This is a genomic window from Ruegeria sp. O6, from assembly GCF_056535045.1.
On record NZ_JBQERM010000001.1, the window covers coordinates 385,808 to 406,725 of the forward strand.

The 20,918-nt window shown below is 56.8% G+C and carries 22 protein-coding genes; 6 read left to right on the plus strand and 16 right to left on the minus strand.

Translation table 11 applies throughout. The annotated features are described in order from the left end of the window. Positions 1-63 precede the first annotated feature (63 nt). Genes trmFO through gluQRS form a run of 3 tightly spaced genes read left to right on the plus strand, consistent with a single transcriptional unit; the run spans position 64 to position 2,934 of the window. Positions 64-1,404, plus strand: coding sequence for a methylenetetrahydrofolate--tRNA-(uracil(54)-C(5))-methyltransferase (FADH(2)-oxidizing) TrmFO (gene trmFO / locus ACR0DY_RS01920; RefSeq protein ID WP_480897732.1), 1,341 nt, complete (start codon positions 64-66; stop codon positions 1,402-1,404). Positions 1,405-1,441: 37 nt separating this feature from the next. Beyond that, entirely contained in the window at positions 1,442-2,056 is a 615-nt protein-coding gene (locus tag ACR0DY_RS01925; RefSeq protein ID WP_480545587.1) for a class I SAM-dependent DNA methyltransferase, read from the plus strand. Then, positions 2,053-2,934 carry a tRNA glutamyl-Q(34) synthetase GluQRS gene (gene gluQRS / locus ACR0DY_RS01930; protein ID WP_480545588.1) on the plus strand — a complete coding sequence of 294 codons (882 nt, stop codon included), beginning with the start codon at positions 2,053-2,055 and terminating at the stop codon, positions 2,932-2,934. Before ACR0DY_RS01925 ends, gluQRS begins: the two co-directional genes overlap by 4 nt. Positions 2,935-2,938: 4 nt before the next feature. Here the strand turns inward: gluQRS and hisI are convergent, their stop codons facing one another. Further along, positions 2,939-3,328 (minus strand): phosphoribosyl-AMP cyclohydrolase, encoded by a 390-nt coding sequence (gene hisI, locus ACR0DY_RS01935; protein WP_480481004.1) that lies wholly within the window; start codon positions 3,326-3,328, stop codon positions 2,939-2,941. A gap of 48 nt (positions 3,329-3,376) precedes the next feature. Here hisI and ACR0DY_RS01940 point away from each other — a divergent pair, with 48 nt between their 5' ends. Beyond that, positions 3,377-3,829 carry an iron-sulfur cluster assembly scaffold protein gene (locus tag ACR0DY_RS01940; RefSeq protein ID WP_267366385.1) on the plus strand — a complete coding sequence of 151 codons (453 nt, stop codon included), beginning with the start codon at positions 3,377-3,379 and terminating at the stop codon, positions 3,827-3,829. A 58-nt stretch (positions 3,830-3,887) separates the two neighbouring features. Then, complete coding sequence (locus tag ACR0DY_RS01945) at positions 3,888-4,526, plus strand: MarC family protein (protein WP_267366387.1); 639 nt, start codon at positions 3,888-3,890, stop codon at positions 4,524-4,526. A 184-nt stretch (positions 4,527-4,710) separates the two neighbouring features. Here the strand turns inward: ACR0DY_RS01945 and ACR0DY_RS01950 are convergent, their stop codons facing one another. From ACR0DY_RS01950 to sciP, 5 genes are all read right to left on the minus strand, one after another. Beyond that, the gene (locus ACR0DY_RS01950) at positions 4,711-4,833 is read right to left on the minus strand and encodes a hypothetical protein (RefSeq protein WP_267366389.1); all 123 of its coding nucleotides are present in this window, start codon (positions 4,831-4,833) and stop codon (positions 4,711-4,713) included. Positions 4,834-4,945: 112 nt separating this feature from the next. Further along, the gene (gene recG, locus ACR0DY_RS01955; RefSeq protein ID WP_480897735.1) at positions 4,946-7,036 is read right to left on the minus strand and encodes an ATP-dependent DNA helicase RecG; all 2,091 of its coding nucleotides are present in this window, start codon (positions 7,034-7,036) and stop codon (positions 4,946-4,948) included. Beyond that, positions 7,033-9,285 carry an NAD-dependent DNA ligase LigA gene (ligA, locus tag ACR0DY_RS01960; protein WP_480545590.1) on the minus strand — a complete coding sequence of 751 codons (2,253 nt, stop codon included), beginning with the start codon at positions 9,283-9,285 and terminating at the stop codon, positions 7,033-7,035. The genes recG and ligA overlap by 4 nt, the downstream gene beginning before the upstream one ends. Positions 9,286-9,408: 123 nt before the next feature. Next, the gene (ctrA, locus tag ACR0DY_RS01965) at positions 9,409-10,125 is read right to left on the minus strand and encodes a response regulator transcription factor CtrA (protein ID WP_267364745.1); all 717 of its coding nucleotides are present in this window, start codon (positions 10,123-10,125) and stop codon (positions 9,409-9,411) included. Between the two features lie 85 nt (positions 10,126-10,210). Further along, positions 10,211-10,504: a CtrA inhibitor SciP gene (sciP, locus tag ACR0DY_RS01970; RefSeq protein ID WP_480481012.1), complete on the minus strand. Its 294-nt coding sequence runs from the start codon at positions 10,502-10,504 to the stop codon at positions 10,211-10,213. A 128-nt stretch (positions 10,505-10,632) separates the two neighbouring features. Between sciP and mnmA the strand changes: the two genes are divergently transcribed. Beyond that, positions 10,633-11,778, plus strand: a complete 1,146-nt coding sequence (gene mnmA / locus ACR0DY_RS01975) for a tRNA 2-thiouridine(34) synthase MnmA (RefSeq protein WP_480481014.1) — start codon at positions 10,633-10,635, stop codon at positions 11,776-11,778. On the opposite strand, the gene ACR0DY_RS01980 is transcribed toward mnmA, so the two are convergent. The 10 genes from ACR0DY_RS01980 to rseP all read right to left on the minus strand — a co-directional run bounded on the left by ACR0DY_RS01980 (position 11,775) and on the right by rseP (position 20,915). Then, the gene (locus tag ACR0DY_RS01980) at positions 11,775-12,320 is read right to left on the minus strand and encodes a carboxymuconolactone decarboxylase family protein (protein ID WP_480897737.1); all 546 of its coding nucleotides are present in this window, start codon (positions 12,318-12,320) and stop codon (positions 11,775-11,777) included. The two genes, mnmA and ACR0DY_RS01980, sit on opposite strands and share 4 nt — an antisense overlap. Positions 12,321-12,418: 98 nt before the next feature. Beyond that, the gene (locus ACR0DY_RS01985) at positions 12,419-12,994 is read right to left on the minus strand and encodes a hypothetical protein (RefSeq protein ID WP_480481018.1); all 576 of its coding nucleotides are present in this window, start codon (positions 12,992-12,994) and stop codon (positions 12,419-12,421) included. Then, positions 12,987-14,153: a lipid-A-disaccharide synthase gene (lpxB, locus tag ACR0DY_RS01990; RefSeq protein ID WP_480897739.1), complete on the minus strand. Its 1,167-nt coding sequence runs from the start codon at positions 14,151-14,153 to the stop codon at positions 12,987-12,989. The genes ACR0DY_RS01985 and lpxB overlap by 8 nt, the downstream gene beginning before the upstream one ends. Next, entirely contained in the window at positions 14,153-14,947 is a 795-nt protein-coding gene (locus ACR0DY_RS01995; RefSeq protein ID WP_480897740.1) for an LpxI family protein, read from the minus strand. The genes lpxB and ACR0DY_RS01995 overlap by 1 nt, the downstream gene beginning before the upstream one ends. Before the next feature lie 4 nt (positions 14,948-14,951). Then, positions 14,952-15,737: an acyl-ACP--UDP-N-acetylglucosamine O-acyltransferase gene (gene lpxA / locus ACR0DY_RS02000; protein WP_480897742.1), complete on the minus strand. Its 786-nt coding sequence runs from the start codon at positions 15,735-15,737 to the stop codon at positions 14,952-14,954. Continuing rightward, positions 15,734-16,207 carry a 3-hydroxyacyl-ACP dehydratase FabZ gene (fabZ, locus tag ACR0DY_RS02005; RefSeq protein WP_480481024.1) on the minus strand — a complete coding sequence of 158 codons (474 nt, stop codon included), beginning with the start codon at positions 16,205-16,207 and terminating at the stop codon, positions 15,734-15,736. The genes lpxA and fabZ overlap by 4 nt, the downstream gene beginning before the upstream one ends. A 73-nt stretch (positions 16,208-16,280) precedes the next feature. Continuing rightward, entirely contained in the window at positions 16,281-16,802 is a 522-nt protein-coding gene (locus ACR0DY_RS02010) for an OmpH/Skp family outer membrane protein (protein WP_480545593.1), read from the minus strand. A gap of 63 nt (positions 16,803-16,865) precedes the next feature. Further along, the gene (gene bamA, locus ACR0DY_RS02015; RefSeq protein WP_480545594.1) at positions 16,866-19,226 is read right to left on the minus strand and encodes an outer membrane protein assembly factor BamA; all 2,361 of its coding nucleotides are present in this window, start codon (positions 19,224-19,226) and stop codon (positions 16,866-16,868) included. Positions 19,227-19,354: 128 nt separating this feature from the next. Beyond that, complete coding sequence (locus tag ACR0DY_RS02020) at positions 19,355-19,483, minus strand: hypothetical protein (RefSeq protein WP_267364732.1); 129 nt, start codon at positions 19,481-19,483, stop codon at positions 19,355-19,357. A 79-nt stretch (positions 19,484-19,562) separates the two neighbouring features. Further along, positions 19,563-20,915, minus strand: coding sequence for an RIP metalloprotease RseP (gene rseP / locus ACR0DY_RS02025; protein WP_480481028.1), 1,353 nt, complete (start codon positions 20,913-20,915; stop codon positions 19,563-19,565). Between the last annotated feature and the right edge of the window lie 3 nt (positions 20,916-20,918).

The window sequence follows — 20,918 nt, forward strand, 5'->3', positions numbered from 1 at the left end:
AAAATTCGCGAAACCGCTTTGCCTCAGTTGCGCCCGATTGTGGTCTGCCCTATGTGGCATCGCATGACACAAGTTTTGCATATTGTAGGCGGCGGCATGGCCGGGTCAGAAGCGGCCTGGCAAGCTGCTGAAATGGACGTGGATGTTGTGATCCACGAAATGCGTCCGACCATCGGCACCTTTGCACACCAGACCGGCAATCTGGCGGAAATGGTGTGTTCGAACTCGTTCCGCTCGGATGATGATGAGCAGAATGCCGTGGGCCTGCTGCATTGGGAAATGCGCGCCGCCAATGGGTTGATCATGACAACGGCCGATGAACACCGCCTGCCAGCCGGTGGAGCGCTGGCTGTGGATCGTGACCCGTTTGCAGAAAGCGTGACCGCAAAACTTCGCGCCCACCCGCGCGTGACGGTAACCGACGAAGAAGTGACGACCCTGCCCGACGAAGGCCAGTGGATCTTTGCGACCGGTCCCCTGACGTCGCCCGCGCTGGGCCAGGCCATCCAGGCCGAGACAGGGTCTGATGCACTTGCCTTTTTCGACGCCATCGCACCGATCGTCTATGCCGAGAGCATCGACATGAGCAAAGCGTGGATGCAATCACGCTACGACAAGGGCGAGACCGAAGAAGAACGCACAGCCTATCTGAACTGTCCGATGGACCGGGATCAGTACGAAGCCTTCATAGACGCGCTTCTGGCAGCGGATAAAACTGAATTTCACGAAGGAGAGACAGCAGGTTACTTCGACGGTTGCCTACCCATCGAGGTTATGGCCGAACGCGGTCGCGAAACGCTGCGCCATGGTCCGATGAAACCGGTCGGGCTGACCAACCCGCATGAGCCCGACGTGAAACCTCATGCGGTGGTGCAGCTGCGCCGTGATAACGCTTTGGGCACCTTGTTCAACATCGTGGGTTTTCAGACCAAGATGAAATATGGTGCCCAGACCGAAGTGTTCCGTATGATCCCGGGTTTGGAAAATGCCAGCTTTGCCCGGTTGGGTGGCATCCACCGCAACACGTTCATCAACTCTCCCACGCTTTTGGATTCGCAAATGCGGTTGAAATCCAAACCCAACATCCGCTTTGCCGGACAGATCACGGGTGTCGAAGGCTATGTAGAAAGCGCCGCGATGGGATTGCTGGCCGGTCGGCTTGCCGCTGCTCAGATTTTGGGGCGTGACCTACCCGCTGTTCCGCAAGACAGCGCAATGGGTGCTTTGATTCACCACATTACGGGTGGTGCCGAGGCTAGGACCTTTCAGCCGATGAACGTGAATTTCGGCCTGTTTCGCCCCGTGGATGGTCTGAAAGGCGGGCGTCGGGGTCGTAAAGACCGGTACAAGGCCTATACCGACCGGGCCAAAGTCGAATGGAGTACCTGGTTGGAACAATGCTGACTGGACGCGTAATGCGGTCTCAGCCTAGCATGCTGGAATGAACGACACGTTTCTGAACAGCACATACAATCTCGGCACGCCTGAAGCGACTGAAGCGCACTATCAGAACTGGGCTGCAACCTATGAAAAGGAAGTTGGTGAACACGGTTACGCCACGCCGGGCCGTGTAGCAGCGGCTTTGTGGTCTTCCGCACCGAAGCCTCAGACACCTATTCTGGACTACGGCTGCGGCACCGGGTTGTCGGGGCTTGCCCTGCGCGCTGTTGGCTTCGAGGTCATCGATGGGATGGACCCAACAGAAAACATGCTTCAGGAAGCCACCAGCAAGGGCGTTTACCGAACATTGACCGGATTCGATATCGCCAAGCCCGCGCCGTTGAAACGTGGGGAGTACACGATGATCACAGCCATAGGAGTGATCGGAAAAGGTGCTGCCCCGCCCGAGACACTGGATTTGTTGATGCACGCACTGCCCAAGGGTGGTTTGCTTGGCTTTTCGCTGAACGATCATGCGTTGGCGGACCATAAATTCACCTGCCGTCTGACGGATTGGGTCGACATGGGGGCAGCACGTTTGTTATTTCGTGAATACGGTCCCCACCTGCCTGGGATCAACCTTAACTCTGACGTGTATGTATTAGAAAAAGCGTGACTCTTGTAACGCGCTTTGCGCCATCCCCAACAGGCCCCCTTCACCTTGGGCACGCGTATTCTGCGTTGGTTGCCAGCGATACGGCCGCATCTGAAAGCGGTCGGTTCTTGCTTCGAATTGAGGATATCGATCGATCCCGCTCACGACAGCTATGGGAGGATCAGATATACAGAGACCTCAGATGGCTGGGGCTGACATGGCCAGAACCCGTGATGCGCCAATCTGATCGTATGGTCGTTTACCATAAGGCGCTGGACCAGCTATGGGCGCAGGGGCTTTTGTATCCGTGCACGTGTAATCGCAAAGATATCGCAGCAGCAGCCGGTGCGCCGCAGGAAGGCGCACCCATGCTTGGACCCGACGGGCTTGTTTATCCCGGGACCTGTCGAAAAAGGTTTGCTGGCAAAGACTTATCGAACCTTCCTCGTCCAACTCAGGACCCCTTGCGATTGGACGTGGTCAAGGCGTGTCAGGCGGTCTGCAACCTGGACAGGTACCAATTTCTTGAGTTGGGATCGGGTCCGGACGGCGAAACCGGCATTATCACTTTCACGCCTGATGAGGTAGTTACCACCATAGGTGATGTAGTTCTGTCCCGCCGCGACATGGGGACGTCGTATCACTTGTCCGTTGTGCTTGACGATGCCGCTCAGGGCGTAACACAGGTGGTTCGAGGGCGGGACTTGTTCGAAGCAACCCGCATCCACGTTCTTTTGCAGGCGTTGTTGAACCTACCGACACCCGAGTATTTCCATCATGATCTGATCCGCGATGATGCCGGCAAACGGCTGGCCAAACGCGACGATGCCCGCGCAATTGCAAAGTACCGGGCCGACGGAGCCAGCCCAGATGACATACGCCGAATGGTTGGGCTTTGACCCCCTATTCCATTGGCGCCATCAGTTCAGTTTCCACCCCACCCCGAACGGCGGTAAAAAAACAGGTTCGTCGGTTGGTATGACAGGCTGCTCCGGTTTGACGGACGAGAACCAATAGGCAGTCCCGGTCGCAATCGATCCGGAAATCCACCAATTCCTGCACATGGCCCGAGGTTTCGCCCTTGATCCAGAAAGCCTGCCGCGAGCGTGACCAATAGGTCACCCGCCCGGTTTCGAGGGTCTTTTCAACCGCCTGTACATTCATCCATGCCATCATCAGAACCTCGCCTGATGTTTCATCCTGCGCAATCGCCGGGATCAGACCCGCCTCATTAAATCTCAAAGTAGAAGGATCAAACACGACTGGGTCAGACATCTCAAAAACCTTTTGCATCCGGTGGGCTCGCCACTATGTATGGGTAACACACGACGAGGGAAAGCCATGAGCGGCGAGAACGACCTGATTAAGCTGTACTCCGGGCGCATTCTGGCGCTGGCTGCGGATATTCCGCATCTTGAGCGACTGGAAGATCCCGATGCAACCGTCAAGAAACGCTCACCTTTATGCGGATCGACTGTAACTGTGGACATCAAGGTTCGCGATGGTCAGATCAGTGCCTTTGGTCAGGACGTCAAAGCCTGCGCTTTGGGGCAAGCGTCCGCCTCGGTCGTTGGGGAAGCGATAATTGGCGCGTCGCGGGCGCAGGTCGAAGCTGCGCGCGATCAGTTGGCGGCCATGCTCAAGACTGGCGGCCCTGCACCTGATGCGCCGTTTGATGGGCTTGAGGTGCTTATGCCCGCACGGGATTATAAAAACCGCCACGCGTCGATCCTGCTGGTTCTGGATGCCACGGCTGAGGCCATGGCGCAGGCTGAACAGGCAAACTGCGCCTGATTATAGCTATTTGGCGTAAACCCGTTTACCCTCTGCCCAGATTTCAGGAGGGATGGGTTTGAATAATTTGCTCGAGCATTTCGTGACGCTTTGGGTCGTTATCGACCCGATTGGAACAATTCCCGTTTTCATTGCAGTTACGGCCGGATTGGACGCGGCAGGTCGGCGGCGGACAGCGATGTTAGCAGCCGTGATAAGTGCTGCCGTATTGCTGTTCTTCCTTGTATTTGGTCAGGTGCTGATCGAAGCGCTGGATATCGGGTTGAATTCGTTTCAGGTCGCTGGCGGCATTATCCTGTTTCTGTTTGCCCTGACGATGATCTTTGGTGAAAGCAAACAAGAGATCGAACAACGGCAAGCCGAAGAAGATCGTGAAGACGCGTATCACCAGCAGAACCCGGCGATTTTCCCGCTTGCCGTGCCTTCACTGGCATCCCCCGGCGCAATGCTGGCAATCGTTATCCTGACTGACAACCACCGTTACAGCATCGCGGACCAGGGTATCACAGCGCTTGTCATGCTTTCCGTATTGCTGGTTGCGTTTGTACTGATGCTTTTAGCCGAGCCCATTATTCGGCTGATCGGTCATTCAGGCGCGGCAATCATCAGCCGTGTCATGGGGATGATTTTAGCCTCGGTTGCTGCCAACTCAGTCCTGTCCGCGCTGTTGGAGATCTTCAAAACCGGCCAATTGTAAAAAAAGCCGCCGCGCTTTCCGGGCGAAAGGGCGGCGGCAGGTATTGCGTGTCTCGTGTGGGGTCCGGTGTACCGCGCGGGGCCGAGGCATGGCCCCTCAAGGGGTTTGGGACAGGCAGGTCACCCTTGACTGAAATGGGGATGACAGCGCGGATTTTTCGGCACGAGATCGCAGGCAGAAAGGCTTAGAAACCAACCGGTAGGTGAAGGGCCACCATCAGCATCACGACCAAAGACAACACGCCAACGGCATCCTGCAGGATGGTCGATTGCGCGCGGCTGAAAGCGGTCTTGATCTGGGTCAGCATAGGGTCACCTCCGGTCAGAGTTTTAATCCTTTGTTGACCTTTTGTTCTCATATTTCCAAGCACAGGTAAAGAACTTTTTAAGAACATTTGTGAACCTTAGAGAACGTTACAGCTAACCCACTGAAATCAAACGGATCGCCTGATCCTGTTTCATCAGCCACAACAGTACACGTGCGGCCCGTCCCCTGTCCGAGGTCAGTTTGGGATCGGTCGTTAGCAGCGCCCGCGCATCGGATTGGGCGACGGCCATCAATCCTGCCTGACGTTCCAGATCCGCGATATGGAATTTTGGCAACCCGGATTGCGCAGTTCCGATCAGATCGCCCGCGCCTCGCATCTCAAGGTCAGTTTCCGAGATTCGGAAGCCATCCTCTGTCTCGCGCAGAACCTCCAGCCGCTTGCGCCCTCCCTCGCTGAGCGGTGGTTGATACATCAGCAAACAGGTGGATTCCGCATCCCCGCGCCCGACGCGCCCCCGCAACTGGTGCAATTGCGCCAGCCCAAAGATCTCGGCCCGTTCAATGACCATGATCGTTGCGTTGGGTACGTTCACGCCAACCTCGATCACCGTCGTGGCAACAAGGACCTTTGTTTTCCCATTATGAAATGCGCTCATCGCGGCGTCTTTGTCGGCTGGTGGCATCTGACCATGAACCAGCCCCACAACGCCCTCACCCAAAATGGCCCGCAGGCGTTTGAAGCGTTCCTCGGCCGCTGTCAGGTCCGAAACTTCGGATTCGTCGACCAGAGGGCACACCCAGTAACACTGTCGCCCCTCATCAATCGCACGCCGCAGGTGGGCTATGACTTCGTCCATGCGCTGTGTGTTGACAATCGCCGTTTTGATCGGTTTTCGCCCCGGAGGCTTTTCATCCAGCACCGAAACATCCATGTCGCCATATTGCGCCAGCGCCAGACTGCGCGGGATGGGGGTGGCAGTCATTACCAGAACATCTGCCCCCTTGCCTTTTTCCGACAACTCCATCCTCTGCCGCACGCCAAACCGGTGCTGTTCGTCGACGATGGCCAATCTCAGCGCCTTGAATTCAACATCGCTTTGAAACACTGCATGTGTGCCAACCAGAATGTGAATATCGCCTTGTTTAAGCGCCTCAAGCTTGGCACGCCGCTCCGCGCCCTTATCACGCCCGGTGAGCAGTTCCAGAACCACTCCGGCCTGTTCGGCCAGGGGGCGCAATCCTTCCAGATGCTGGCGCGCCAGAATTTCGGTTGGGGCCATCATCACGCCCTGCCCGCCTGCCTCAACCGCGATCAGAAGGGCCATGAAGGCCACCAGCGTCTTACCGGCGCCGACGTCGCCCTGTAACAGCCGGTTCATTCGGGCGTCAGACGCCATATCAGCTGAAATCTCATCAATGGCGCGCGTTTGTGCGCCAGTCGGGCGATATGGAAGGCTTGTCAGCACTTTCGATTGCAGTACCCCGGTTCCCACGCTGACGATCCCCCGCGACTTGCGCTCTCGCTGCCGGGCCAGAGCGAGCGTCAGCTGATGCGCAAACAACTCGTCATACGCCAACCTCTGACGTGCAGGGGCAAACGGCGCTACATCATCCGCGCCGCGCGGATTGTGACCGGCGTGAATGGCCGCGGACCAGTTCGGCCAGTTTTGCTGCGACACCTGCGCCGGATCGATCCATTCCTCAAGTTCGGGTGCGCGTGCCAATGCGCTGCGGCTGGCCTTGAACGCTGTTTTCTGCGTCAGCCCTTGCGTCAGGTGGTAAACCGGTTCGAATTCCGGGATATCTCCTGCTTGTTCAACGGGCAGCATGTGGTCCGGATGCACCATCTGCGCCATACCGTCGAACAGTTCCAACTTGCCGGAAACCACGCGGCGTGATCCTTGTGGCAACACTTTCTTCAGATACTCACCACGTGCGTGGAAGAAGACCAGCTGGAAATCGGCCTGACTGTCTTCGACATGAACGCGATAGGCACCCCCCTTGCTGCGGGGCGGTCTGTGCGGGCCAACTGTCACTTCCACGGTCAGAGTGGCCGGCAGGTCCACCCCCTGTATTGAATCCCGCCTGCGCCGATCCACCACGGCATAAGGCAGGCTGAACAGAACATCGCGCGGGAATTCCACCCCGGTCTGCGCCATGGCTTGTGCGGTCTTGGGGCCGACGCCATCCAACGTTTCCAGCCCCGCAAATAGCGGGAAAAGCTGTTCGGGCCGTCCGCTCATGCGCCTTCTATCAGCTGAAGCCAGCCATCCTCGTCCAAAGTTTCGATCCCAAGTTCCGCTGCCTTTTTCGCCTTTGACCCGGCCCCGGGACCCGCGACCAGAATATCGGTTTTCTTGCTGACAGAGCCGGAAACCTTGGCGCCCAACGCCTCGGCCCGCGCTTTCGCCTCGGCGCGGGTCATCTTTTCCAGCGTTCCGGTGAACACTACGGTTTTACCCGCGACCGGACTGTCCGAGGCTGGCGCGTCGGGGGCGATAACCGTCAATTCGCTGCGCAGCGTGTCGAAAGCCCGTCTTTCCTCTTCATTGGCAAATGCGTCCGACAATGAAAGGCCAAGTGTTGCGCCAATACCGTCGATGCCGATCAGCTCTGTCCAGGCGGCATTGGCATCGGCTGCGACATTGGCCTCCGCGATGGCTGCGTCCCGCACTTCTTTCACGCGTGCGCGACGCCCTTCAAGCTGCGCTGCCGCACGCTCTGCGTCTTCCGCCTCATCCGCCCGCCGTTGCGCCAGTGCAGCCGGGCGTGCAGTGTCCAACGCGAGCGCCATCGCATCCCAATCACGATAATACAGTGCCAGATCGCGCGCACCGACTTCGCCCACATGTCGAATGCCCAGTGCAAACAACAAGCGTGCAAATGGAATTTTCCGCTTTTCATCAATGGCTTCGAACAGGTTCCTGGCGGATGTTTCGCCCCACCCGTCCCGGTTTTTCAACCGCGTCAGACTGGCTGCGTCCCGCTGTTCCAGCGTGAAGATATCAGCTGGCGCATTGATCGGAAGGGTTGGATCCCCATAGAACATTTCAATCTGTTTTGCACCCAGCCCTTCTATATCAAAGGCTTTGCGCGACACGAAATGTTTCAGCTTTTCAACGGCCTGCGCAGGACAGATCAGGCCGCCGGTGCACCGTCGAACCGCGTCGCCCTCTTCACGGATCGCATCGCTTCCGCATTCGGGGCAATGTGTCGGAAAGGCAAAGGGGCGTGCATCGGCGGGGCGTTTGGACAAGTCGACATCCGACAGTTTGGGGATCACGTCGCCCGCGCGATAGACCTGAACCCAATCGCCCACTCGGATATCTTTTCCATCACGGATCGTGCCGCCTTTGGCGTCGCGCCCGGCGATGTAATCCTCGTTGTGCAAAGTGGCATTGGAGACGACCACCCCGCCAACCGTTACAGGATGCAACCGTGCCACGGGGCTGAGCGCCCCTGTTCGACCAACCTGAATGTCAATCGCCTCCAACCTGGTCCAGGCCAGTTCGGCTGGGAACTTATGTGCGATTGCCCATCTTGGCGTCGTCGAACGGAAACCCAAACGCGCCTGCAATGACAGATCGTTTACCTTGTAGACGACCCCATCGATATCATACCCCAAAGTCGCACGCTGCGCTTCGATATCCCGGTAATGAGCGATCATGTCCTCAGTCGTGGCACATAGGCGCGTCAAGGAATTCGTGGGGAACCCAAGCGTCGCAAGACGCTCAATCGCTCCCATCTGGGTATCCGCCAAAGGCTCTGACAGTTCACCCCAGGCATAGGCGAAGAAGCGCAATGGGCGGGATCGGGTAACTTCCGAATCCAGCTGGCGCAGTGACCCTGCCGCCGCATTGCGCGGGTTGGCAAAGGGTTTGCCCCCCCGTTCAGCCTGCCGCTCATTCAACGCTTCGAAATCAGAGTGGGACATGTAAATCTCACCCCGAACCTCAAGAACGTCAGGCGCGTTTTCAATCTGCTGTGGAATATCAGAGACGGTGCAGGCGTTGGCCGTTACGTTCTCGCCAACTTCACCGTCGCCCCGCGTTGCGGCCTGAACCAGCTGTCCGCTCTCATAGCGCAAGGACAAAGACAGGCCGTCAATCTTGGGTTCGGCTGTGAAAGCCAGCGGCGCGCCTGCATCAAGGCCCAGATATTTGCGAATCGAGGTGTCGAAATCGGCAATGTCCCCATCGTCGAACGCGTTGCCCAGTGACATCATTCGGACGGCATGAGTAACTTTCGAAAACCCGTCCGCCGGTTTGGCACCGACTTGCTCTGTTGGGCTGTCAGCACGTTTCAAGTGGGGGAAACGCGCCTCGATCTCGGCGTTTCTGCGTTTGAGGGCATCATAATCCGCATCCGACAACTCGGGCGCATCTTCTGCGTGATACAGCGTGTTGGCTCGGGACAGGATGTCCGCCAACCGCGCCAGTTCGGCACCCGCCTCATCATCCGTCAGGTCTGATATGGGAATGGAATTGGTCATGGCCTCGCCCTGTCACGCGTTCTTGGACCTCAGTGATAGGGCGAGGTCATGGCCAGGTCCAGATGTGTTGAGCCGTGAGTGCAACGTGCCGCCCTGGACTACCAGCGACACAAACGGTTCAAATCAGAGGCCGACCGCCATTCTCGTCTCGTCCAGAGTGTTGCTTTGCGGATCGCGCAACACGTAACCCCGGCCCCATACGGTTTCGATATAATTCTCGCCACCCGTTGCGTTGCTGAGTTTTTTGCGCAGTTTGCAGATGAAGACGTCGATGATCTTCAACTCGGGTTCATCCATGCCGCCGTATAGGTGGTTCAGAAACATTTCCTTGGTCAGAGTCGTGCCCTTACGCAAGCTGAGCAATTCCAGCATCTGGTACTCTTTTCCTGTCAGGTGCACGGTTTTTCCGTCCACCTCAACGGTCTTGGCGTCCAGATTCACAGCCACGCGACCAGTGTGGATGATGGACTGCGAATGCCCTTTCGACCGGCGGATGATGGCATGAATGCGAGCCACCAGTTCTTCGCGATGGAAGGGTTTGGTCAGATAGTCATCCGCGCCAAACCCGAAACCTTTGATCTTGCTGTCCGTATCATCTGCGCCCGAAAGGATCAGGATAGGTGTTTCCACCCGGGCAATCCGCAACTGGCGCAACACTTCATGCCCGTTCATGTCCGGCAGGTTCAGGTCCAGCAAGATCAGGTCGTAATCGTAGAGCTTTGCCAGATCGATACCTTCTTCGCCAAGATCCGTTGCATAAACGTTTAGGTTCGCATGCGTCAGCATCAGTTCGATGCTTTTAGACGTGGTCGGATCATCCTCGACAAGAAGTATACGCATTTTCACTGCTCCAATTCGGGTCAATAATTCCAATTAAAATCAAACCTGACCAAGAATGGTTAATCTGACGTTACCGTTGAATCATTTATTCTCGCTCTCCTTTAAGTTGTCGATACTTTTTTAAGGCCGTGGCTTTCAAAGCCTCGACACCGTGTTCCGCGACCAGGGAAACCCAGCCGTTGAACTCTTCGTCACTTATGCCGTATTTCTGTTTTGCCTCAGACAGGCTGATCAGCCCGTAAAGCACACCACGCACGACCAGAATCTTGCGTGAGGCCACCCACCGCCTTGTGCTTGTCGGCGGCAGATCGGCGCGCGTCAGTATGGACCCATCCGGCAAAGAAACAGACCTTGGCCCTTCCACTTTGTGCAAATACATCGCTTTACCCTTTTTGCTGCATCAAAGCTGGCACCAGCCTACTTAAGGTCGTATGAAACCGCCCCTTGAGAGTGTGTAGAATTTTCCTATATTCTGCCGGTCTTTCTTAACCCGGACAGGAACCGCCAATGGCCCTCGACACCGAGACCCCGCTGAACTCGCTTGGCTTTGCCAAACCGCCCTCGGAAACGCGGGTGGTTGTGGCCATGTCAGGGGGCGTCGATAGCTCCGTCGTCGCGGCTTACTTGGCCGATCAGGGCTATGATGTGGTGGGGGTGACACTGCAACTCTATGACCATGGCGCGGCTTTGGCCAAGAAAGGGGCGTGCTGTGCCGGGATCGATATCCACGATGCGCGCCGCGTGGCAGAAGAGCGTGGGTTTCCCCATTATGTTCTGGACTATGAAAACATCTTCAAGGACGCGGTGATCGATGAATTTGCGGAAAGCTATCTGGCAGGCGCAACACCCGTCCCCTGCATTCGCTGCAACGAGCGCGTAAAATTCAAGGACCTTCTGGAAACCGCCAAGGATCTTGAGGCCGACTGTATGGCCACCGGGCACTATATCCAACGCAAGATGGGGCCAAACGGCCCGGAACTGCACAGCGCCGAAGATGCCAACCGGGACCAATCCTATTTCCTGTTTTCGACGACGCCGGAACAGCTTGATTTCCTGCGCTTCCCGTTGGGTCACCTGCCCTCAAAAGACGCGACCCGCGAAATGGCGGCTCAATATGGGTTGTCTGTGGCGGACAAACCCGACAGTCAGGACATCTGCTTTGTGCCCGACGGCAATTATGCCAGCGTCATTGAAAAGCTGCGCCCCGGTGCTGCGGAACCGGGTGAGATTGTTCATGCCGATGGCCGCGTTCTGGCACAGCATAACGGGGTGATCCATTACACGATCGGCCAAAGGCGCGGCTTGGGCATCGGCGGCCTGAGCGAGCCGCTTTATGTGGTCAAGCTGGACGTGGACAAAAAACAGGTCGTTGTCGGCCCCAAAGAGATGCTGGCAACGCGTGTCGTTCCCGTGCGTGAGATCAACTGGCTGGGCGATGAAGCCTTCACATCGCGCGAAGAATGGCACCTGTCAGTCAAGGTCCGTTCGACCCGCCCCCCGCGCGAGGCCATTATTCGACCGCTGTCCGACACCACTGCTGAGGTGGAATTGCTGACACCCGAAGAAGGCATCTCGCCCGGTCAGGCCTGCGTCTTCTATGCCTCGGAAGGCAGCCGCATTTTTGGTGGCGGCTGGATCTGGCGCGGATACTAGGCCGAAACCGGTTCAACCTCTGGTTCGATCTGGATCTGAAGCGCATCGTTGAACCGGTTGAATGCACCGCACAATGCGATGTGCCAGGTTAACTCGACAATCTGGGCATCGCTGAACCAGTCCCGCAGGTTGAAAACTTCGGCGTCGCGCATGCGACCTGAACGTGTCGTTACCGCCTCGGCGTATCGCACGACAGCCTTGTCGCACGCGTCCAATTCAGGGTGGTTTTCGACATCTGGCAGGCGCGCCGCGCCTTCGGGGCTGAGACCTGCAACCGTCAACAGCGGAGTATGATGCGAGACGCAGTAGTCACAGGCGTTCAATTTGGAAACCGTTACCATGGCCAGTTCCAGCGCACGACGCGGCAAGGTTTGCTGTTCCCGCAACGCCGTCAACATCCCTGCGACATGTTCCAGAACCGGTGGGCAATGTGCGGCAACCCGGGCCCAATTGTCGAACGGGCCATAAGCACCCAAAGCCGCATGTGACGCGCGTGTCTCGTCTGCCATCTCGGCATCTGCCAAAGGGGGGATGCGGGTCATGATGAAAGCTCCTTTTCCGCGAGGATATCTTAAGTCCGCTCCGCAGCAACAGACGCTCGCGGATCACAAACCCGAGACGGAACGCCGGAACAAGCCTGTTACAGGGTATCCGTGGGCGAATTGAAGAGGATATAGAGCCCGACGCAGACCATGATGTATGGGGCGATCCGATCCATACGGGCAACGCGTGGCCCCAGGCTTTTGGCCCGAGGGGCGCCCCAAGCCGCGGTAAAGACCAGAACTGAAGCAGCCAATGCTGCGCCGATCAAAGCGGCAACACGGTATGAAGGGGCAGAATCCGCCAATAGCGGTGTCATGACCGCGAAACTGTCAATCGACAGGCTCAGGAACAGGGTAACCACCGATGTTACGGCCCCTTTTGCCTCGGTTCCTTCAGAATTGGCCCCGAAAAACTGCCGCCAGATTCCGCGCAAACCAAAGGCCAGTGGTACAAGACCCAGAAACCCGATCCAAAACGGTGCGCCGCTCTGGTCAACACCCAATGCGACGGTCATGGCCAATGTCAGAACAATTGTCTGCGCGACGGCAAAGCCAATGATGGCGCGGCGTTGCTCGATCACCAATATCAAACCCAGTAGGACGGCCAGATTGTCCAGATTGGTGGATATCATGGCAACCCCGGCTGAAGCGGCGAACAGCGTGTGATCAAGCATGCTCAATCTGCATTCTGTCCAGCACAGCTCGTGCCGCCCTCAACCCCGGTGCTTCTCCTCCGCGCCCCAACCGTTCCATTGTCAGGTTCATCGCGAGTTGCTGAGCGTCAGGGGCATTGGTCACATCATGCAGGGCTTTGGCGATCTTGTCCGGCTGGCAATCGTTCAGCAGGCATTCAGGCACGGCGCGTGTTTCAGATACCAGGTTGACCAATGTAACAGTGTCCAGCTTGACCATGCGTTCAGCCATTTTCTGGGTCAGCCAATTGAGCTTGTAGGCGATCACCATGGGTGTATTCTGCGCGGCCAGTTCCAAAGATACCGTACCCGAAGCGGCCAGCGCAATACGTGCTGTGCCAAAGGCCGCGCGTTTTTCGATGGTGGCTTGCCCGGCCCCGATTTGGCGCGGGTCGAGCACTATTGGTGCGCCCGGCCAGTTTTGCGTCATATCGTTGACCAGATCAGTTGTTGCACCTACGGTTGGAACTACGACGCGATAACTGGGATGATCCGTCAAAAACAGCCGCAATGCCTCACCAAACGTGTCTGCCAGACGCTCGATCTCACCCCGGCGCGATCCGGGCAGAGCCAGCAGGACTGGTGCATCCCCTAGGTCGTACCTGCTCCGGATTGCTGCAATCTCAGCCTGTGTTGCCGTCGGTTCGCTGGCAACTGGATGGCCAACAAAGTCACACTCCATCCCTGCCCGCTCCATGTATGGCGGCTCGAACGGAAGCAGTGCCAGCACATGGTCGATGACCTTTGCCATTTTATCCGCTCGCCCCGGACGCCAGGCCCAGACACTGGGCGCGACGTAATGCACGGTGCGGATATCACTGGCGGCTTTGACGATTTTGGCGACACGCAGGCTGAAATCGGGGCTGTCGATGGTTATCAGAACGTCCGGCCGCGTGTCCAACACTGCTTGCGCGGTCTCCGAGATTCGACGCTTGAGGTGGAAAAACTTCGGCAGAACCTCGATCAAACCCATCACCGAAAGTTCCGACATCGGAAACCGGCTGGTCAGCCCCTGAACCGCCATCAAAGGTCCGCCCACCCCGTCGAATTCAATATCGGGGATCAGTGTTTTCAGCCCCTCCATCAACGCGGCGCCCAGCCGGTCGCCCGAAGGTTCACCGGCGACCAGAAAAACACGCATCAGACCGCTCGCTCGCGAATATACAGGAACAGCCCAAGACGGTTACATTCGGCGATGACCTGTTCTTTTTCCAAAACCAGCACACCGCCCTTTTCCAGAACGATGCCAGACAAGCCTGCCGCGACCGCATCCGTGATGGTATCCGGTCCTATGACGGGCAGGTCGGCACGACGGTCCTGATCGGGTTTTGGACCTTTGAACAGTATGCCGCCCCCCGCATCCGGGCGTTGTGTCAGGGACTGAAGCATCCAGGCGGTTCCAAAGATGCCTTCGATTGCCAACACCTGCCCTTTTGAGACTGCACAGGCCTGACCAATATCCACAGCCCCCATGGCCCGCAGAATTCCGGCAGCGCGGTCTGCATCTGCCATATCACTCTCGGATGGGTGCACATCAGTCAGACAGCCCAAAGGCGGCAACAGGCCAGGGGCGATTTCATGCGCGGCGCACACCCGCAATCCTGCGCCTTCCAACAGGCCAATGACAGCCCGCAATGCTCCGTCATCACCCGACAGCATGGCCTGCTGGATCACCGGAACCAATGGCATCGTCGCCGCGTCAATACGTTTAGGATCAACCTTCGGGCGCCGAACTGCGCCGGCCATGCAGATCTCAGTCACGCCCCTTGCCTGAAGCCCGGCGATAAAACTTCCAAGCTGTTCAAGCGGAAACACGATATCTGCGACCAGATCATCCGGCAGGAACCCTTCCATCGCGCAGATCAGCGGACGTTCCGCCAGTTGGGCAACCAATTCGGTCGGCAGTGCCCCGGTTCCCGCAATCACCGCAAGCATGTTCCTATTTCCTCGGTGTCAGGAACGACCGATCGCTGTGTCCGGTGACAAAATCAACGATCCGCTGCACATAGTCGCTGTCGTTACCCTGACCAAGACGGTTGGCGCGATCCATGAACGTTCCATCGCCTTCAGACAGCTCCATGAACGCGGCACGCAATGCCGAGATGTCTTCGCGCGAAACACCTTTACGCTTGAGACCCACGAGGTTCAGACCTTCAAGCTCACCCCGGGAGGCTTGTACCAAACCGTAGGGAATGACGTCCTTTGGCACCATGGTGAGCGCACCGATGATCGCCCCGCGACCAACACGCACCCACTGGTGCAGGCCCGAAATGCCACCGACGATCACATCATCCTCGACGATGCAGTGACCAGCTGCCCCTGCGTGGTTCACCATGATAACCCGGTTGCCGATCTGCACGTCATGGGCCACATGAACGCCTGCCATCAGCAGGCAATCATCCCCGATCCGGGTTACACCGCCGCCACCATCGGTCCCGGTATTGATCGTCACGTGCTCGCGAATGCGGTTGCGCTGACCGATTTCAAGGCGCGTGTTTTCACCGCCGAATTTCAGGTCCTGCGGAATCTCACCGATCACCGAAAAATTAAAGATCACGGTGTCTTCGCCAATCGATGTGTCACCGGTCACAACGACATGAGACTTCAGTTCGACCCGATCAGCCAGTTTTACATTGGCGCCCACATAGCTGAAAGGACCGATGACGCAATCCTGCCCGATCTGCGCCCCGTCTTCGATAATCGCGCTGGGGTGGATACCGCTCATGTTGTTTTTTCCATATCCCAATCGACATAGGCCGAGAATTCTGCTTCCGCTGCCACTTCACCATCAACAGTGGCCCGGCCACTGAACTTGAAAAGCTTGCCACCCTTCTTGCCGCGAACCGTTTCGACATGCATCTCCAGCACGTCGCCAGGAACAACTTTCCTGCGGAATTTGCACTTGTCTATGCTCATGAAATAGATCAGCAACTCGGTGTCGATGACATCCATCCCAACGCCCAGCATTACGCCTGCTGTCTGCGCCATCGCCTCGACGATGGTAACACCCGGCATGATCGGTGTTCCCGGGAAGTGGCCCTGGAAATGCGGCTCGTTCATGGTGACGTTCTTGATACCTCGGGCTGATTGATAGCCAGAGATGTCCACCACCTTGTCGACCAGCAAAAAAGGATAACGATGCGGCAGGATCCTTTGGATCAACTGAATATCGGCGCTTTTGGGTTCCGTTGTCATGATTCAGGTATCCCGTTCTGAATGTTTCTTTTTCAGCGTGGTTAGCAATACAGCCTCGCAAGGGCAAGCGAACCTATTCGCTTGTGTCCTTCTGCAAACCGCTGCCATCGCCAATTGCCGTGTTCACACGGATTATCGCGGCCTCGGTGATATCTGACGTGCTTACAACGACATTGGAGCGTTCGATGATCACGCTGGCCCCGAATTCGCGTAGCAAATCAACAAGGATCGGGCGAACAATTTCAAAAAACGTTTGCTGCGCTTCCTCGCTACGACGTGCCAGCGCGTCCAGCTTTGCCCTTTGTCCGTCTCGATGGGACTGAACCTTGACATCGAACGCTTCGGCCAGCGGGCGAAACTCCTCTGCTGGCATGGTCGCGCGCTTTTCGGTCAGGTCTTTTTCTTCTCGGCTGAGTTCCGCGACAATCCGTTCATTTTCTTCCGCAAGCATTGCGCTTTCTTTTTCGATCTCGCGCAATACACGTTGCCCGAATGCCGAATTCTTGAACAGCTGCTCACCGGACAATGTAACCACACTGGCTTGCGGAACACCCAGCTGCTGCGCATCAGCCGAAGGGGCCTGAAACAGCATCATAAATGCACACAGGGCCCAAAGCGGGCCCTGTATCAAGGTAAAGAACCTGTTCGTCATCGCAGATCAGAACCGGGCCTGAATGGTCAGGTCAAAGTTCTGTTCCTTGTCGAACGTCTCCTTTTTCAGAGCCTTCGAGAAGTTGAACTGCAAAGGTCCAAACGGCGTTTCCCACAAGACCGAGATGCCGATTACGTGACGAATGGACCCGTCTGCACCAACGATATTTGCGCCAGCGGTGTTCACATCGTTGATGTTGTAAAGGTTTCCAACGTCATAGAACAGACCGCCCCGCAGGCCCAGTTCCTCGGGCAGACCCAAGGGGAAATCGGTTTCAAAACGCGCGACCCAGTAATAGTTGCCGCCGATGGCATCGTCCTGACCATTGGACAAATCACGCGGGCCAAGACCCGCAGGCTCAAAACCGCGGAAAGTACGAGGCCCCAATACAAAACGGTCGACGGTGCGGCTGAAGTCATTTCCGCTCCAATTCAACGCACCCAGCTCCAATGTGGCCCGTAGTACCACTTCTTCATTCCAGACCCGCGTTTGAGCGATACCGCGCGCAGTGGTTTTGAAATACTTGTTATCACCGCCAAGGCCTGCCGCGTCGACGCCTACCTCGAACAGAACACCAGAATTCGGGTCCAGACCACCAATCCGGCTGTCATAAATGTAGGACAGTCCCAGTGAACTGGACGTCCGTTTGCCTTGTGCGATCTCGGATGCGATCACTGCGCCATTGGTCTGATTGCTTTGTTGCGTCATCTCGCTGCGGTCCCAGCCATAGCGCAGACGAAGAGCGGACAGTTCACCGATTGCATAGGTCAGCTGAGGTGTGAAGAACAACGAGCTCGTGTCGTAGCTGGCAAAGCCGGAATTGGTTGCCGACAGTCCCAGTCCAAGATCGAAACGCAGCTTTCGGCCCAGCAAATAGGGTTCGGTAAAGTTAATCGTGTACTGTTCTGAATCCTGTGCCGTCGAGATCGAAACACCAAGATTCTGACCACGTCCAAGGAAGTTTGCCTCGTTCAGGCCGATTGCAATCCCGAAGCCGTCTGTGACCGAATAGCTGCCGCCAAGGCTCAGCGAACCTGTAGGCTGTTCCTCGACATCCACATCCAGAATGACCTGGCTGGGTGACGACCCTTCCCGAGGCTCGACCTCCGCAACTGCAAAGAACCCAAGCGCATTGATGCGTTCCGCGGCCTGACGGATTTCACGTGGGTTGAACGGGTCACCTTCTACAGTGTCAAACTGGCGGCGGATCACACGGTCCAGCGTGGTGGTGTTGCCTTCGATATCGATCCGTTCAACAAAAATCCGCGGACCTTTCGTCAGAACAAATTCAATGTCCAGGGTAAGATCACGGTCATTGCGCGTCACACGCGGTTCAACCCGCAGGAAATCTACACCCTGTTTCAACCCAAGGCGTTCCTGCCGCGCGATCGAGTTTTCCACCAGCGTCGGCGTATACGTCACGCCCGGTTTTATTTTCAGCACATCCTGATAAGGCGCTGCATCAACGCCGGGAATTTCACTAACCGTCGTGATCTTTCCAAACGAGAACTTTTGGCCTTCGGTGACGTTCATCACCAGAAAGAACGCATCCCGTTCGCGGGTGAATTCAACGTTGGCGCTGTTCACACGGAAATCGATATAGCCCCGCGACAGGTAGAAATCGCGAATGACCTGTTTGTCGAATTCAATGCGGTCGCCGATAAACGTGTCGTTACGGAAGAACGTCCGCAGGAAGGTTGCCTGCTTGGTTTCCAGAACCCGGCGCAGCCTCCGGTCCGAATAGGCGCGGTTGCCGACAAAGCTGACGCGCTCAACCTCAATGGTCGTGCCTTCTGCCACTTCAAAGACCAGATCAACCCGGTTGTCGCTGCGACGGATAATGCGAGGAATAACGGTTGCCGCGACGCGACCCTGGGCGGAATACACTTCGGCAATGGTGTCGGCGTCTGCTTCGGCCGCCTGTGGCGTAAAGACCCGGCGGGGTTGCGACGAGATCACGTCCAGAAGAACGTCGTCTTTGACGCGAGCGTTCCCTTCGATGCTGATCTGGTTGATCGTTGGATATTCCTGGACCTGAATGACCAGAGTCGTGCCGCGCGGCGTCAGTTCAACTGTCTCAAATACACCACTGTCAAGCAAACGCTGATAGGCATCGTTAAGCTGCCCGGCAGTTACAGTCTGGCCCGGTTCGATTCCGGTCCGAGCGATAATTGTTCCGGTTTCGATCCGGCGGTTCCCTTCAACATCGAACGAGTTGATTGTGTAGTTTTGCGCCGATGCCGCATGCGGAAACGCCAGTAAACTTACCGCAACAAAAAGGAAAAAAACCGTTAGCGCCTGCCACAAAATATTGTTTGTCGGCATATGCCCCCCGCAGGATGTGCCTGCGTCTCGCCTGTCAGTCATTTTATGCTCTACCCAGAATTTTGAGACTTTAATGCTGAGTAACGGGATTGAATGAGCTTGTCAAAAGGCGATATCGAAGCAGTCAGGCAGACGACCACGCGACAACAGACCTACGATTTTCCCGAGAATCACATTCCCGCCAGATAGGCGGCTCCAGCCATCGCCAACGCTGTAACGGCAAAACTCAGCATAACATCCCAATTCAACATGAAGAGGAAGCTAAAGCTTTGATACGATTTTTTCAGCGTTTTGGACATGACTGTTCCCTTTAGACGGGAATATTGTAGCGCTGAAATATGGCGGTAATGCGGCTGGAATCTGCTCCAGCCGCCACATTCAGCAGAACAGGTCGTTGCTGACCGAAAACAGCATCAGGGTCAGAATGATCGAAATTCCAATGCCCATGAGTATGCGCATCGCTCGGTCGCTGGGCGGTTTCCCGGCAATGGCCTCGTAGGCGTAGAAGACGAGATGTCCGCCATCCAGCGCCGGAATGGGAAACAGGTTCAACAACCCGACCGCCGTCGACAGGACAGCAATGAAGAAGATAAAATTCTGTGCCCCCTGGCTGGCCATCGCCCCCGAGGTTTCGGCAATTCCGATTGGCCCCGAGATGTTGCAGGTGCTGATTGCACCCGTCACCATGTGCCACATGCCGGATAAGGACCCTTCGATGATGCGTCCAGTCTGGATGACACCGCCCTTTAGGGAATCGAAAAGACCAGCCGGTACGGTTGCAGGCTCAAGCATCATGCCGCCGACGATTCCGATGCGCCAATGGGTGACAAAACCACCATCAGGCTGCGGTTCATCCGTGCGCCGGGGCGCCAGGGCAAATTCCAACTCGGACCCATCCCGCCAGACTTCAAGCAGCAAGACGCGGCCGTCCGATCCTTCGACATGATCCTTTAGCTGTTCGAAGGCAAAGATCGGTTCACCATTGACCGAGGTGATGACATCCCCTTGCTTCAGTTGGATATCCATAGCCGCGCTACGCGGAGCAACCTGACGGATCAGCGGCGGAAGCATCCAGGGGGCCTGAACCTCAAGGGGTTGGCCATCGCGGATCACGGAATAATCCAGAACCGGTTGAACAGGCAGCTGATCGATGAATTCCTTCCATGCGACTTCTTCGTCATAGTCCGGTGTCGGACGACCGGCGATAGCCGTAATCACATCGCCTTCGCGCAATTCCTGCACGGTGCCTGGCAAAGGCTGCAACGCGCCAACGGTCAGGGGTTCGCGCGACACGCCCTGTGACCAGAAGATCAGGCCAAAAACCAGAATGGACATGGCGAAATTAAAGACCGGGCCAGCCGCGACAGTTGCTGCCCGTGCCCATAGCGGGGCGCCGTGCATGGTGCGGCGCAACTCCTCAGGATTTTGGGTCGCGATGTCTTCCATCGCCTCTTCATCCTTGCCCGAGGCCGCATTGGCATCGCCCAGAAATTTCACGTATCCACCAAAAGGCAACACTGCGATCTGCCACTTGGTTCCGCGTTTATCCTTGCGGCTCCAGAGCACCGGCCCAAACCCGAGCGAAAAGACTTCGGCATGGATACCAGACCACCGGCCCACAATGTAATGGCCATATTCATGCACGGCCACAATGACCGACAGCGCAATAACAAAGGCAACAATCGTCCACAGCAGATTGCCGAATTGCGGGATCAGCGAAAGTACGTCCAAATT